This window comes from Thiomonas arsenitoxydans, assembly GCF_000253115.1.
GTDB classification, from domain to species: domain Bacteria; phylum Pseudomonadota; class Gammaproteobacteria; order Burkholderiales; family Burkholderiaceae_C; genus Thiomonas; species Thiomonas arsenitoxydans.
Window position 1 is genome coordinate 3,217,014 of sequence record NC_014145.1, and the last position, 14,121, is coordinate 3,231,134.

The 14,121-nt window shown below is 62.7% G+C and carries 16 protein-coding genes; 1 reads left to right on the plus strand and 15 read right to left on the minus strand.

Annotated elements, in window-relative coordinates:
- Positions 1 to 77 precede the first annotated feature (77 nt).
- The 8 genes from atpD to THI_RS15260 form a co-directional block, all read right to left on the minus strand.
- A complete protein-coding gene (gene atpD, locus THI_RS15225) occupies positions 78 to 1,493 on the minus strand; it encodes a F0F1 ATP synthase subunit beta (RefSeq protein WP_013107151.1) in 1,416 nt (471 codons plus the stop codon).
- 37 nt (positions 1,494 to 1,530) lie between these two features.
- Positions 1,531 to 2,409: a F0F1 ATP synthase subunit gamma gene (gene atpG / locus THI_RS15230; RefSeq protein ID WP_013107152.1), complete on the minus strand. Its 879-nt coding sequence runs from the start codon at positions 2,407 to 2,409 to the stop codon at positions 1,531 to 1,533.
- 68 nt (positions 2,410 to 2,477) lie between these two features.
- The gene (gene atpA, locus THI_RS15235; protein ID WP_013107153.1) at positions 2,478 to 4,019 is read right to left on the minus strand and encodes a F0F1 ATP synthase subunit alpha; all 1,542 of its coding nucleotides are present in this window, start codon (positions 4,017 to 4,019) and stop codon (positions 2,478 to 2,480) included.
- Positions 4,020 to 4,035: 16 nt separating this feature from the next.
- Positions 4,036 to 4,575 carry a F0F1 ATP synthase subunit delta gene (locus THI_RS15240; RefSeq protein ID WP_013107154.1) on the minus strand — a complete coding sequence of 180 codons (540 nt, stop codon included), beginning with the start codon at positions 4,573 to 4,575 and terminating at the stop codon, positions 4,036 to 4,038.
- Positions 4,576 to 4,587: 12 nt separating this feature from the next.
- The gene (locus THI_RS15245) at positions 4,588 to 5,058 is read right to left on the minus strand and encodes a F0F1 ATP synthase subunit B (RefSeq protein ID WP_013107155.1); all 471 of its coding nucleotides are present in this window, start codon (positions 5,056 to 5,058) and stop codon (positions 4,588 to 4,590) included.
- 56 nt (positions 5,059 to 5,114) lie between these two features.
- On the minus strand, positions 5,115 to 5,363 hold the full coding sequence (atpE, locus tag THI_RS15250) for a F0F1 ATP synthase subunit C (RefSeq protein WP_013107156.1): 249 nt from the start codon (positions 5,361 to 5,363) through the stop codon (positions 5,115 to 5,117).
- 70 nt (positions 5,364 to 5,433) lie between these two features.
- Positions 5,434 to 6,294 (minus strand): F0F1 ATP synthase subunit A, encoded by an 861-nt coding sequence (atpB, locus tag THI_RS15255; RefSeq protein ID WP_013107157.1) that lies wholly within the window; start codon positions 6,292 to 6,294, stop codon positions 5,434 to 5,436.
- Positions 6,295 to 6,342: 48 nt separating this feature from the next.
- Positions 6,343 to 6,831, minus strand: a complete 489-nt coding sequence (locus THI_RS15260; protein ID WP_013107158.1) for an ATP synthase subunit I — start codon at positions 6,829 to 6,831, stop codon at positions 6,343 to 6,345.
- A gap of 309 nt (positions 6,832 to 7,140) precedes the next feature.
- On the opposite strand from THI_RS15260, the gene THI_RS15265 reads away from it, so the two are divergent.
- Entirely contained in the window at positions 7,141 to 7,587 is a 447-nt protein-coding gene (locus THI_RS15265) for a CopD family protein (protein WP_013107159.1), read from the plus strand.
- A 12-nt stretch (positions 7,588 to 7,599) separates the two neighbouring features.
- Here the strand turns inward: THI_RS15265 and waaF are convergent, their stop codons facing one another.
- The 7 genes from waaF to gspE all read right to left on the minus strand — a co-directional run bounded on the left by waaF (position 7,600) and on the right by gspE (position 14,115).
- The gene (gene waaF, locus THI_RS15270; protein ID WP_013107160.1) at positions 7,600 to 8,685 is read right to left on the minus strand and encodes a lipopolysaccharide heptosyltransferase II; all 1,086 of its coding nucleotides are present in this window, start codon (positions 8,683 to 8,685) and stop codon (positions 7,600 to 7,602) included.
- A 13-nt stretch (positions 8,686 to 8,698) separates the two neighbouring features.
- A complete protein-coding gene (locus tag THI_RS15275; RefSeq protein WP_013107161.1) occupies positions 8,699 to 8,899 on the minus strand; it encodes a zinc-finger domain-containing protein in 201 nt (66 codons plus the stop codon).
- A 31-nt stretch (positions 8,900 to 8,930) separates the two neighbouring features.
- Positions 8,931 to 9,866 carry a branched-chain amino acid transaminase gene (locus THI_RS15280; protein WP_013107162.1) on the minus strand — a complete coding sequence of 312 codons (936 nt, stop codon included), beginning with the start codon at positions 9,864 to 9,866 and terminating at the stop codon, positions 8,931 to 8,933.
- A 79-nt stretch (positions 9,867 to 9,945) separates the two neighbouring features.
- Positions 9,946 to 10,443, minus strand: coding sequence for a thiol peroxidase (gene tpx, locus THI_RS15285; RefSeq protein WP_013107163.1), 498 nt, complete (start codon positions 10,441 to 10,443; stop codon positions 9,946 to 9,948).
- A 100-nt stretch (positions 10,444 to 10,543) separates the two neighbouring features.
- A complete protein-coding gene (locus tag THI_RS15290) occupies positions 10,544 to 11,458 on the minus strand; it encodes a 5'-nucleotidase (RefSeq protein WP_013107164.1) in 915 nt (304 codons plus the stop codon).
- 3 nt (positions 11,459 to 11,461) lie between these two features.
- The gene (gene gspF / locus THI_RS15295; protein WP_013107165.1) at positions 11,462 to 12,676 is read right to left on the minus strand and encodes a type II secretion system inner membrane protein GspF; all 1,215 of its coding nucleotides are present in this window, start codon (positions 12,674 to 12,676) and stop codon (positions 11,462 to 11,464) included.
- 14 nt (positions 12,677 to 12,690) lie between these two features.
- Entirely contained in the window at positions 12,691 to 14,115 is a 1,425-nt protein-coding gene (gspE, locus tag THI_RS15300; RefSeq protein WP_013107166.1) for a type II secretion system ATPase GspE, read from the minus strand.
- Positions 14,116 to 14,121 lie beyond the last annotated feature (6 nt).

Sequence of the window (14,121 nt, forward strand, 5' to 3'; positions counted from 1 at the left end):
AACGTGATGCGGTTTCAGGCTCCGGCCGACGGTCTTTTGCGTCGTCGGCCGAATTGGATCGCTTCAAGCTCGCTGGCTTAGTTGAGTTTCTTGGCCTTCTCGAAGACTTCGTCGATAGTGCCGACCATGTAGAACGCCTGCTCGGGCAGGGCGTCGCATTCGCCGTTGACGATCATCTTGAAGCCGCGGATGGTTTCCTTCAGCGGCACATACTTGCCGGGCGAGCCGGTGAACACTTCGGCCACGTGGAAGGGCTGCGACAGGAAACGCTGGATTTTGCGGGCGCGGGCCACAGCCTGCTTGTCTTCCGGCGAGAGTTCGTCCATGCCCAGAATGGCGATGATGTCGCGCAGTTCCTTGTAGCGTTGCAGAATGCCCTGCACCGCGCGGGTGGTGGAGTAGTGCTCTTCGCCGATGACGTTGGGGTCGATCTGACGGCTGGTGGAATCCAGCGGATCGACCGCCGGGTAGATGCCCAGCGAGGCGATGTCGCGGCTCAGCACCACGGTGGCGTCGAGGTGGTTGAAGGTGGTTGCGGGCGACGGGTCGGTCAAATCGTCCGCCGGCACGTACACGGCCTGAATGGAGGTGATCGAGCCGGTCTTGGTGGAGGTGATGCGCTCCTGCAGCTTGCCCATTTCGTCGGCCAGCGTCGGCTGATAGCCCACGGCGGACGGCATGCGGCCCAGCAGAGCCGACACCTCGGTGCCGGCCAGGGTGTAGCGGTAGATGTTGTCGACGAAGAACAGGATGTCGCGGCCCTCATCGCGGAAACGCTCGGCCATGGTCAGGCCGGTGAGCGCGACGCGCAGGCGGTTGCCCGGGGGCTCGTTCATCTGACCGAACACCATGCCGACCTTGTCGAGCACGTTCGAGTCCTTCATTTCGTGATAGAAGTCGTTGCCTTCGCGGGTGCGTTCCCCCACGCCGGCAAACACCGACAGACCGCTGTGCTGCTTGGCGATGTTGTTGATGAGTTCCATCATGTTCACGGTCTTGCCCACGCCGGCACCGCCGAACAGGCCGACCTTGCCGCCCTTGGCGAAGGGGCAGACCAGGTCGATCACCTTGATGCCGGTTTCGAGCAGGTCGACCGAAGGGGACAGGTCATCGAACTTCGGCGCCGACTGGTGAATCGAGCGGCGCTCTTCGGTGGCGATGGGACCGGCTTCGTCGATGGGGCGGCCCAGCACGTCCATGATGCGACCCAGCACCGCCGGCCCCACCGGGACCTGAATGGAATGGCCGGTGTTGTTGACCAGCATGCCCCGACGCAGGCCATCGCTGGAGCCCATGGCAATGGTGCGCACCACGCCGTCACCGATCTGCTGCTGCACCTCGAAAGTGAGGCCGCTTTCTGCCAGACTGCTGGCGTTGTTGTCCGCCAACACCAAGGCGTCGTACACCTTGGGAATGGCATTGCGGGGAAATTCGATATCGATCACAGCGCCGATGCACTGAACGATTTTGCCTTGCGCTTGAGCCGTCGTCATATTGCTCTCCAATGGTTTCAATTCGGTTAGCCGGGGTTCACACCGCGGCGGCTCCGCTCACGATTTCCGAAAGTTCTTTGGTAATGGCTGCCTGTCGGCTCTTGTTGTAGACGAGCTGCAACTCACCGATCACGCTCTTGGCGTTGTCCGAGGCGGACTTCATCGCCACCATGCGGGCGGACTGCTCGCACGCCATGTTCTCTGCCACCGCCTGATAAATCAGTGCCTCGATATAGCGCACCAACAGCGCATCGATCACCGGCTTGGCGTCGGGCTCGTAGATGTAATCCCAGCTATGGGACTTTTCATCTCCAGCCTTGGCCGTCAGCGCGTGCGCGGGGAGCGGTACGAGCGGCTCGATTTCCGGCGCCTGCTTCATGGTGTTGACGAAGCGGCTGAAGCCCAGATACACCGCGTCGAGTTTGCCGTCTTGGTAGGCGTCGAGCATGATTTTTACGGGGCCGATCAACTTTTCAAGATGCGGCTTGTCGCCAAGCTGTACCGCGTGCGACGTGAGATTCATGCCTAAACGCTGCAGGAATTGCAGGCCCTTGTTGCCAATGGCGCAGCACTCGATCTGCACGCCATCGGCCTGCCATTCCTTGATTTTGCCCAGAGCCATGCGGGTGATATTGGTGTTCAGCCCTCCGCACAGCCCCTTGTCAGTGGTCACCAAAATCAAACCGACGCGCTTGATCGGCTCACGTTTGATCAGGAAAGGATGGGTGTATTCCGGATTCGCCTGGCGCAGGTGACCCGCGATGACACGCACCGTGTCGCCATACGGGCGGGCTGCGCGCATGCGCTCCTGCGCCTTGCGCATCTTGGAGGCCGCCACCATTTCCATCGCCTTGGTGATCTTGCGCGTGTTTTGCACGCTCTTGATCTTGACGCGTACTTCTTTCATTCCAGCCATTGAATTACTCCTGGGTCAGTCTGGGCGAAAACATCCTTGCCCAGCTCCGTCCGTTTTCGTGGAATGAATTAGTACGCACCGTTTTTCTTGAATTCGGCGATCGCTTCCTTGAGCTTGGCTTCATCATCCTTGGACAGATCCTTGGAAGATTCGATGCTTTGCACCAAGGCGGCGTGCTTGGTCTGCAGATGATCGTGCAGGCCCTTTTCAAACGGCAGAACCTGCTTGACTTCGATGTCGTCAAGATAGCCGTTGTTCACCGCGTAGAGCGATGCCGCCATCTGCCAGACCTGCGCCGGCTGATACTGAGGCTGCTTCAGCAATTCGACCACTCGGCGGCCGCGCTCGAGCTGCTTGCGGGTCGCTTCGTCCAGGTCGGAAGCAAACTGCGCGAACGCAGCCAGTTCGCGATACTGGGCCAAGTCGGTACGAATACCGCCCGAGAGCTTCTTGATGATCTTGGTCTGCGCCGCACCACCCACCCGCGACACCGAAACACCCGCGTTGATGGCGGGACGCACACCGGCGTTGAACAGATCGGTTTCGAGGAAGATCTGGCCGTCGGTAATCGAAATCACATTGGTCGGCACGAAGGCGGACACGTCGCCAGCCTGGGTTTCGATGATGGGCAAGGCGGTGAGCGAACCCGTCTTGCCCTTGACCGCGCCGTTGGTGAACTTCTCGACATACGCCTCGCTGACGCGGGCGGCGCGTTCCAGCAGGCGGCTGTGCAGGTAGAACACGTCGCCAGGGTAGGCTTCACGGCCCGGCGGACGGCGCAGCAGCAGCGAGATCTGGCGATAGGCCCAGGCCTGCTTGGTCAGATCGTCATAGATCACCAGTGCGTCCTGACCGCGGTCGCGGAAGTATTCGCCCATGGTGCAGCCGGCGTAAGGCGCCAGGTACTGCATGGCGGCCGAGTCCGAGGCGGAGGCCGCGACGACGATGGTGTATTCCATCGCGCCGAACTCCTGCAACTTGCGCACCACGTTGGCGATGGTCGAGGCCTTCTGGCCGATCGCCACATAGATACAGATCAGGTCTTTGCCCTTCTGGCTGATGATCGAGTCGACGGCCACCGCGGTCTTGCCGGTCTGGCGGTCGCCGATGATCAGCTCGCGCTGGCCGCGACCGACGGGCACCATGGCGTCGATCGCCTTGATACCCGTCTGCACCGGCTGCGACACGGATTGCCGCCAGATCACGCCAGGGGCGATCTTTTCGATCGGATCGAGTTGCTTGGTTTCCACCGGTCCCTTGCCGTCGATGGGCACACCCAGGGTGTTGACCACGCGGCCGATGAGCTCGGGGCCGACCGGCACGGAAAGAATCTCGCCGGTGCACTTGACCGTGTCACCTTCTGAGATTTGCTCGTAAGGGCCCAGAATCACCACCCCGACCGAATCACGCTCGAGGTTGAGCGCCAGGCCAAAGGTGTTGTTCGGGAATTCGAGCATTTCGCCCTGCATCACGTCGGACAGCCCGTGCACCCGCGCAATACCGTCGGTGAGGGACACGACCGTGCCCTCGTTGCGGATATTGGCGCTGGCGCCCAGACCTTCGATGCGGCTCTTGATGAGTTCGGAAATTTCTGCGGGATTGAGTTGCATGGGAGCCTCTAAGACTTTAAGCGGTGAGAGCGACTTTCATCTGCTCCAGCCGGGCGCGAACCGAGGTGTCGAGCACTTCGTCGCCTACAGCGACACGCACCCCCCCGATGAGCGACGGATCGATTTCCACAGTGGCGTGCAGCTTGCGGCCGTATTTGCGTTCGAGCGCCTGCAGCAAGCTGTCGAGCGCCTCGCCTTCCAGCGGGAACGCACTGGACACCACGGCCTCGACCTTGCCTTCGGCCTCGTCCTTGAGCACACGGAACTGCTCGGCGATCTGCCCGACTGCGGCGAAACGCCGGTTTTCGGCGAGCATCTCGACCAGATTTTTCAGCACAGGAGCAACGGTTCCCGGCAGAGCACCCAGAACCAGATCGGCGAGTTGCCGCGCGGAAACCTTCGGGCTGCCCATCACCTCGCGCAAAGCGGGATCGGCAGCAATCTGGGCGATCTGGTCCAAGGCGTCTGCCGCTTGCGCGGACGGAATACCGGATTCGCGCACAGCGGCAAAAGCGGCTTCGGCGTAAGGACGGGCAATAGTGGCGAGTTCAGCCATGGCGCACTCCGATTACAGCTCGGCCTTGAGCCGGTTCAGCAGATCGGCATGCACCTGCGGATTGATCTCGCGATGCAGAATGGCCTCGGCACCCTTGACTGCCAGCGCTGCCACCTGGTCACGCAATTGCTCGCGCGCCTTGACCGCCTGCTGATCAGCCTCTGACTTGGCCTGCGCCACGATGTTGGCTGCGACCTCCTCGGCCTTCTTGCGCGCCTCTTCGATCACGGCCTGCGCACGACGCTCGGCGTCAGCCAGGCGTCCCGCGCTCTCTTGATGCGAGCGGGCAAGTTCTTCCTCGACCTTGCGATTGGCCGAGGCGAGTTCAGACTTGGCGCGATCGGCGGCAGCCAGACCGTCGGCGATTTTTGTTGCGCGTTCATCGAGGGCCTTGGTGATGGGGGGCCACACGAATTTCTTCGTGAACCACGCCAGCAGCAAGAAAACGATGATCTGCGCAATGAGTGTTGCGTCCAGATGCATGGCGCTAACCTTTGCTTCAGATGGGTGAACAGATCGTTGCTGGAGTCAAGCGTGGCTTACTTCAGAACGAACGGGTTGGCGAAGGTGAACATCATGGCCAGACCGACACCGATCAGGAAGGCCGCGTCGATCAGACCGGCCAGCAGGAACATCTTGGTTTGCAGTTCGTTCATCAGCTCGGGCTGACGTGCGGCGGATTCGAGATATTTGCTGCCCATGATGCCGATGCCGATACAAGCGCCGTTGGCGCCCAGACCAATGATCAGACCTGCGGCCAGTGCGACATATCCGAGAACGTGTTCCATGCTTGCTCCTAGTGAGTTGAAGTGGTGAAGAAAAAAGAAATCAGAAAAAAAGGAAACTAATCAAAACCGATCAATGGTGATCATGCGCCTGACCGATGTAAACCAGAGTCAGCATCATGAAAATGAAACCCTGCAGCACGATGACCAGCAGACTGAAGATCGACCAGGCCAGACCGGCTGCAATGTTGCCGAAGAACAGTGCCCAGCCTGTCAAGCTGCTCAGGCCGGCAGCCCCCATGAGCGCGATGATCATGAACAGAATTTCTTCGGCGTAAAGGTTGCCGAACAACCGCATGCCATGCGAGAGGGTTTTTGCCAAATATTCGAGCAACTGCATGGCGAAGTTCAGCGGCCAGAGCAGGAAATGGTTGCCAAACGGAGCGGTGAACAATTCATGCACCCAACCGCCAATGCCCTTGATCTTGATGCCGTAGTACAGGCTCAGCAACAAAATGGTGATCGACATGCCCAGGGCGATCGACAGGTCGGCCGTAGGCACCACACGCAAATACATATGCTCCGGGTCGTGGCCGGTCGCGGCGCCCGCGGTTTGCCAGAGGCGGGGTAACAGATCGACGGGCAGCAGATCCATGAGGTTCATCATCACGATCCAGACGAACGAGATGAACGCCAGCGGAGCCACGAATTCGCGCGACTTGGCATTGCGCACAATGCCGCGCGCCTGCTCGTCCACGAACTCAACCAGAAACTCGACCGCAGCCTGAAGCCTGCCCGGTTTGCCGCTGGTCATGTTTTTTGCGACGCGCCACAGCACGTAGCACGCAATCACGCCCAGCAGCACGGAGAAGAAAAGGGAATCGATGTCGACGATGCCAAAGTCAACCACCCCGGTACGCGGACCACTGGTCCATTGCGTCAGGTGGTGAACGATGTACTCGCCTGCGGTGATGGTGTGTTGTTCTGCGGACATGGTCGACTATTTTGAGGAGGGCCGCCTGCGCGGCACGACTGGAATGGATCAGGCTGCGCAACTCGATTTCTTGCCGCGCAGAATCAGGGCGACCCAGTACACCTGCAAGGTCACGACGACGGCGATCAGCATCGCGGCCCAACTGAGGGGCTGCACGATGCGCGGCGCAAAAAACAGAAGCACGATGGTCAAACCGATTTTCAACAACTCACCCAGCGCAAAACCGTAAACCGCCACGCCGGGCTTCAATTTGGACAGCCAGAGCTGAATGGATAGGGCAAACAGCGCAGAGGGCACGGCGATGATGGCCGCGCCATACAGGGCAGACCACACGACCGAGAGCTTGCCCGCCGCAAAAAACCCGCTCACCAAGGCCACGGCCAGGCCGACCACGGCCTGCAGCGCCACCACGCGCCAAACGGACACCTGCGGCTTGCGCAGAAGCAAGCTCTGCACTTCGGCGCGCGTCATGGGCGCAGCCGACGGCACGTCTTGCTCGTCTTTCCAGGGGTCGATGGATGGCACAGTTGGGTTCAAGGCAAAAACACTCTGGTCAGCTTTGTGGACGGCCGTATCGGCAGTCCACGAGTTGAACTTGGGTTAAAACGCTTCCACCAATCTGCGCAGCCCGCTGCGGATTGCAGCGGCGGTTGTTGCGACGGGTAACAATTGGCGTGAAGGTCAAACGGCGAGAGTATAGGGGAAAGTCGATACAGCACCAGCTTTTTTCGTGCGGCTGCATCTAACATTGTGTCGAGTCAACGTTCTGTCATTTCGCTTGACAGCCGCGTCGCCACTGACCTCAATTTGTGCAAGCGCGCATTTCATCCAATTTCGGGAACTTTCATGACGGCTCTGCTGGTCTTTTTACATCTTGTCGCCGCGGTCATCTGGATGGGTGGTATGGCGTTCATTCTGTTTGCCATGCGGCCCGCCGCTTTCGCCCTGCTTCAACCGCCTGTGCGCCCGCAGTTCATGCTGGCGACACTGCAGCGCTTCTTCCCTCTCGTCTGGCTCAGCATCGCGGTGATTTTGATTTCGGGATTGATCATCATGCTGCAGGTCGGTTTCGCCCAGGCCCCCGTGGGCTGGCATGCGATGCTGGGCATCGGCCTGGTGATGATGGCGGTCTTTGCACACATTTACTATGCACCGTTCCGCCGCGCGGGCCAGGCCGCTTCCAGGCAGGATTGGCCCGCGCTGGGCCGCGCGCTGGAGCAGATTCACCCCTTGGTGGTGCTCAACTTTACGCTGGGCTGGATTGCGATTGCGGTTGTGCTGCTCTGGCATTGAGCGCCTGAGCACTCAATGGGGTGCGGCAGCAGACATCAGTCGCGCCAGCTCACACCAGACCGCATCGGGCGAGATGTGTTTGAGGCAGTCCAGATGCCCAAGCGGGCAGGTGCGTTGAAAACACGGACTGCAATCGAGGTGCAGCCAGAGCGTTGCACTGTGATGTGCCGCAGGAGGCGTGTGGCGCGGATCGGTCGAGCCGTACACCCCCACGGTCGGGCGCTGCAGTGCGGCGGCCACATGCATCAAACCGGAATCGTTACTCACCGCACCGCTGCAACTGGCGAGCAAGGCAATGGCGTCTGCCAACCGCGTGGCGCCGCAAAGATTCACGCTGCCCGGCGCCTGCGTGGCAATCTCGGCTCCGGCCGCAGCATCCCGCGGGGCGCCGAGCACGGCAACGGCATAACCGGCTTGTCGCGCCTGGATGGCTAAGGCGGCATAGTGCGCGACCGGCCATTGCTTGGCCGGGCCGTATTCCGCGCCGGGGCAGAGGGCAATCCAGCGCGGCGGCAGACCGAACCGGCGGCGCACCGCCTCGGCCTCGTCTGGAGAAATGTGCAGGGTCGGCTCCGGAATCGAAACCGGGCTGGACGCGCCGTCAACCTGCGCCAGCGCGGCGTAATGTTCGCGCATGTCCGGTCGGCCCTGACTCTGCGGCCGGGGAACGCGGCAGGACACGGGCGACAGCGCCATCGGCTCGGAGGCTGCTCTCACCCGAGCGGGCTCGTCCGCCTCAAACCGATCGGTCAGTAGCAGTCCGCGTGCTTCGCCGGTATAGCCAATGCGCTGCGGTATGCGTGCCAGCCACGGCACCAGGCGCGACTTGAGGTTGTTGCCGAGGATGTAGGCCCGCTGGAAACCCGCACCACGCAATGGCTTTGCGATGCGCCTGCGTAGCGCGAAATCGAGCTGACCATGCGCGAACGGCGCCTCGATGACCTCGCTCACCCCCGGCATGGCCCGCAATACCGGAGCCACGCCGGGCAGCCCTATCGCGCTGATCTGCTCGCCTCGGGCAGCCAGCAAAGCCACCAAGGGCTGGGCCATCACCGCGTCGCCGATCCACTGCGGGGCGATCAGCAGAACACGGGTCATGCCGGACGTGCACTCAATGGCCGTGCACCACTTCGCCTTCGGCCAGACGGTAGCGGGTGCCGCAGTAAGGGCAGGCCGCTTCGCCGTGCGTCACGTCGATGAATACGCGCGGATGGCTGCTCCAGATCGGCATACTAGGATTGGGACAGTAGGCCGGCAGATCCTTGGCTTTGAGTTCGACCACGGGCATGTCGGGCTTGGGAATGGCGCTCATAGGCGGGTCTCGATCAGTGAGGGATTCGTCGTCAAACCGCAGACAGCCAGCCTGCGTACTTGGGATTGCGGCCGCCGACGATGTCGAAAAAAGCATTCTGGATGCGCTCGGTGATCGGGCCGCGATACCCAGGGCCGAGGGTGACGCCGTCGAGCTCGCGGATGGGGGTGACTTCGGCCGCCGTGCCGGTAAAGAAGGCTTCGTCAGCGATGTAAACCTCGTCGCGGGTGATGCGCTTTTCCTTGATGGTCAGGCCTAGGTCTTCGCAGATGGCGAACACGGTTTTGCGCGTGATGCCGTTGAGCGCGCCCGAAGAAAGATCGGGGGTGTAGAGCACGCCTTCGCGCACGACGAAAATATTCTCGCCCGCGCCCTCGCTCACAAAGCCCTGCGGGTCGAGCAGCAGCGCTTCGTCGTAGCCGTCGCCCGTGACCTCCAGATTCGCCAGAATGGAGTTGGTGTAATTGCTCACCGCCTTGGCGTTGCACATGGTGATGTTCACATGGTGGCGGGTGTAACTACTGGTCTTGACGCGAATGCCGCGCGTGAGCCCCTCTTCGCCGAGATAGGCGCCCCACGGCCACGCTGCGATCATCAGATGAATGGTGTTGCCGCGCGGCGAAACGCCCAGCTTCTTGTCGCCGATCCAGGTCAGCGGACGGATGTAGCAGGAGTCGAAACCGTTGGCCTTGACCACGTCGATCTGGGCTTGCATAGCCTGCTCGATGGTGAAAGGAATCTCCATGCGCAGAATCTTGGCGCTGTTGAACAGGCGCTCGGTGTGATCGCGCAGGCGGAAGATGGCCGTGCCCTGGTCGGTCTTGTAAGCCCGCACGCCCTCGAAGGCGCCGCAGCCGTAGTGCAGGGTGTGGGTCAGAACGTGGACTTTGGCATCACGCCACTCCACCAACTGGCCGTCCATCCAGATTTTTCCGTCGCGATCCGACATGGATGTGGGCATGACCATGATGTGTTGTCTCCGCAGAATAAAAGAACCATTCTAGAAACTCCGCGCGGCAAACACACGCCACGCGGAGTCGGCTGCCTTACAGCGCCGCCAACGCCGCGTCGTAGTTGGGCTCGTGAGCGATTTCGTTCACCAGCTCGGTGTGCAGTACGGTGTTGTCCTTGTCGAGCACGACCACGGCGCGGGCGCACAGCCCGGCAAGCGGGCCGCCAGCGATGCCCACGCCGTAGGCCTGGGCGAAACTGCGGTCACGCATTTCCGAGAGGTTGACCACCTTGTCCAGCCCTTCGGCGCCGCAGAAGCGGGCCTGGGCAAACGGCAGATCGGCCGAGATACACAGCACCACGGTGTCGGGCTTGTCGCTGGCGCGAGCGTTGAAGGTGCGCACAGATTGCGCGCAGGTCGGGGTGTCGATGGACGGGAAGATGTTGAGCACCTTGCGCTTGCCCGCGAAGTCGGCCAGGGTGCGGTCGGCCAGGTCTTTGTCGGTCAGGCGGAAGTCGGGGGCTTTGCTGCCTTTGGCGGGCAATTCACCGCTGGTGGGAACGGGGTTGCCATGCAGATGGGTGGTGGCCATGCGAGTCTCCTTCGGGGTGTCGTCAGCGAGTGACAGAGCTTTGCATGGTAGAGGCCCAGCGACTTTTTTTCAGGCGGCGGCTGCACGGGCCGAGCGGTCTTCAGGACTTGCGCGTGACTGCGGCGTGTACCTGCCCCGAGGGCACATGACGCGCGGCGGATTGCACATGTCCCGCTTGGTCGTCGAAGAAAAAATCGGGCTGAAATTCGCGCAGGAACGGCCCCTTATCCAGCCCGCCAAGAAACATGGCTTCATCAATGGTGATGTTCCAGTGCATCAGGGTGCGGACGGCGCGCTCGTGCGCCGGAGCGCTGCGCGCGGTGACCAGCGCGGTGCGCAGACGCATGGGGGTGGAGCCATCGGCGCTCGCCTTTTGCAGGCGGTGCAGGGCTTCGAGCAGGGGCTTGAATGGGCCCGGCGGCAGCGGCAGCGCGGCCTTGCGGGCTTCGTGCTGCTGGAAAGCGGGCAGACCTTCGGTCTGGAAAACGCGCTCAGCTTCGTCGGAGAACAGCACCGCGTCACCGTCGAAGGCGATGCGCACTTCATCGGGATGCGCCTCGGACGCACGCGCCGACTCGGGGTAAACCTGCGCCGCCGGATAGCCGGCGTGCAGCGCAGCGCGAACATCGTCTGGCTCGGCCGACAGAAACAGATGGGCCTGCAAAGCGTGTAGATATTGATAGGGCGCGCGGCCCCGCGTGAATACGCCGCGCTCGATGGGCGTGCCGTGGTGTTTGGCGGAATTGAACACCCGCAACCCGGACACCGGGTCGTTACGCGACAGCAGCACCACTTCCACCCGGTCGCGCTGGGCGTCGCTGGTGTTGAAGGCCAGCAGCTTGCGTACCAGTTGGAACGCCACGCCGGGCTGCGCCGGGCGCTCCAGCCGGTCGAGCTGCAGCCGCATGTAGGCAGCGTCGTCGGCCTGCTCGAACACGCGGTTCTCCTCCTCGAAATCGAACAGGGCGCGGGAGGAAATCGCCACGACCAGGCGGTCGTTCAAATCGGCAGGCATGACTTATTTCACCAGGTTGTTCATCTGGATGATGGGCATCATCACGGCCAGCACGATGAGCAGCACCATGCCGCCCATGACCAGAATGAGCAGCGGCTCCAGAATCGTGGTCAGGGTCATGGCGCGGCGCTGCACTTCCTGCGCATGCTGCACCGCGGCGCGGTCGAGCATCTGCGGCAGCGTGCCGGTTTGCTCGCCCAATCGGATGAAGGTGATGAGCACGGGCGGAAAGCGCTTGTGCAGCGCCAGCGACTGCGCCAGCGTTGCGCCCTCGCGCACCAGGGCGATGGCCTCTTCCGCGTCGGCCTTGAGCAGGCTGTTGCTCAGCGTGTCTGCAGCGGCCTGCAGCGCGCGCAGGATGGGCACGCCCGCCGCACCCAGAATGCCCAAGGTGCTGGCGAAACGCGCGGTGTTGATGCCGCGGATCAGCCGTCCGAACAGCGGGCTGCGCAGCATCATGGCGTCGAACGCCAGACGCGGCCCCGGCAGCTTCATGGCCTGCGCGAACACGACGGCGCCAACCGCGAGCACGATCAAAATCAGCCAGCCCCAGGCCCGCATGAAATCGGACACGGCGATGAGGCCGAGGGTGAGCAGCGGCAACTTCTGGTGCGCGCCCTGAAACACGCCGACCACCTGTGGCACGACGTAGGTGAGCAGCAGCACCACCACGGTGACGGCCACCAGCACCACGATGGCCGGATAGGCGAAGGCCTGCACCAGCTTGCCGCGCAGCGCCTGCTGGTCTTCGAGGTAGTCGGACAGCCGCTCCATCACCAGACCCAGGTCGCCGCTATCTTCGCCCGCGCTCACCAGCGCGCGGTAGATGGGCTTGAATTCGCGCGGATACTGAGCCAGCGCGTCGCCCAGGCTGTGACCAGCTGAGACTTCGCTTTTGAGGTTGGAAAGCAGATTGCCGATTTCGGCGCGGTCAGCATCTTCGGCCAGGGCGGCAAGGGCTTTCTCCACCGGCAGGCCAGACACCAACAGGCCCGCGAGCTGGCGGGTGAACAGGGTGCGTTCCTGGTTGTTGAACACCCGGCGCGCAAACCGGCGGCCGCTGGCCTGCGCCGCTTCTTCGTGAATGCCTTCGACCTGCAACGGAATGAGCCCGCGGCTGCGCAACAGGGTACGGGCGCCGCGGGCGCTGTCGGATTCGAGCACGCCGGACTGTTCGGCGCCTGCGGTGTCAAGGGCGGTGAAACGGTAGGCGGGCATGGTGGAGCAGAAATTCAATCACGCGTCACGCGCAGCAACTCGGCCAGACTGGTGATGCTGGTGTCGATATAGCGTTGCCCATCCTGGCGCATATTGCGCATCCCCGTGGCCTGGGCCAGGCGGCGCAACTCGGCCTCGGAGGCACGGGCGTGAATGGCGGCGCGCAGACCGTCGTCCACTTCGAACAGCTCGAACACGCCGGTGCGTCCGGTGTAGCCGGTGTGATTGCACGCGGGGCAACCCACAGGCACGAAACCCTGGCCGTCGGGCGACGGCACTTTGCAGGCCGGGCAGAGCTGGCGCACCAGCCGCTGCGCCAACACGCCCAGCAGCGAAGAGGCAAGCAGAAAGGGCTCGACGCCCATATCGGTCAGGCGGGTAACGGCCGAGACGGAGTCGTTGGTATGGAGTGTGGCGAGCACGAGGTGACCGGTGAGCGAGGCCTGAATGGCGATCTGCGCGGTTTCGAAATCGCGGATTTCGCCGATCATCACCACGTCGGGGTCTTGCCGCAGGATGGCGCGCAGAGCTCGGGCAAAGGTGAGGTCGATGCGGGCGTTGACCTGCGTCTGGCCGATGCCGGGCAGGTCGTACTCGATCGGGTCTTCCACCGTCATGATGCTGGTGGTGCTGGCATCGAGTCGGCTCAGCGCCGAGTACAGCGTGGTGGTCTTGCCGCTGCCGGTCGGGCCGGTGACCAGCAAAATGCCGTGCGGCGCGCGAATGAGGGCATCGAAGTGGTCGAGCATGTCGGGCGCCATGCCCACGGCGCGCAGATTCAGCCGCGCCGCCGATTTGTCGAGCAAGCGCAGCACGGCGCGTTCGCCATGCGCGCAAGGCAGGGTGGACACGCGCACATCGAGAGTGCGGCCGCCGATGCGCAGGGCGATGCGGCCGTCCTGAGGCAGACGCTTTTCGGCGATATCGAGCTGCGAAAGAATCTTGATGCGCGAAATCAGCGCGCCATGCAGCGCCTTGTTGGGCCGCACCACTTCGCGCAGCGTGCCGTCCACGCGAAAGCGCACCACCGAAGCGGTTTCATAGGGCTCGATGTGAATGTCCGAAGCCCCTTCGCGCGCGGCCTGGGTGAACAAGACGTTGAGCATGCGGATGATGGGCGCGTCGTCGGCGGCTTCGAGCAGGTCTTCCACCGCGGGGATGTCCTGCATCAGCCGGCCCAGATCGACGTCGCCCTCCACTTCGCTGATGACCGACGCGGCGCTGCCATCGCGGGCAGCGTAGGCCGCGCCGATGCGCGCCTGCAGGTCTTCAGCGGTGGTGCGGTGCACCGCGCACAGCACATGCTGGCGCTGCACCTCGGCCAGCGCCGCGGGCCGCGTGGCCTCGCACATCCAGAGTTCGACGCCCTGGCCGTCGTCTTCGGCCAGCACCGCCTGGTCGCGGCAGAAGGTATAGGGCAAGGGATGACGCACGGACATGGCGAG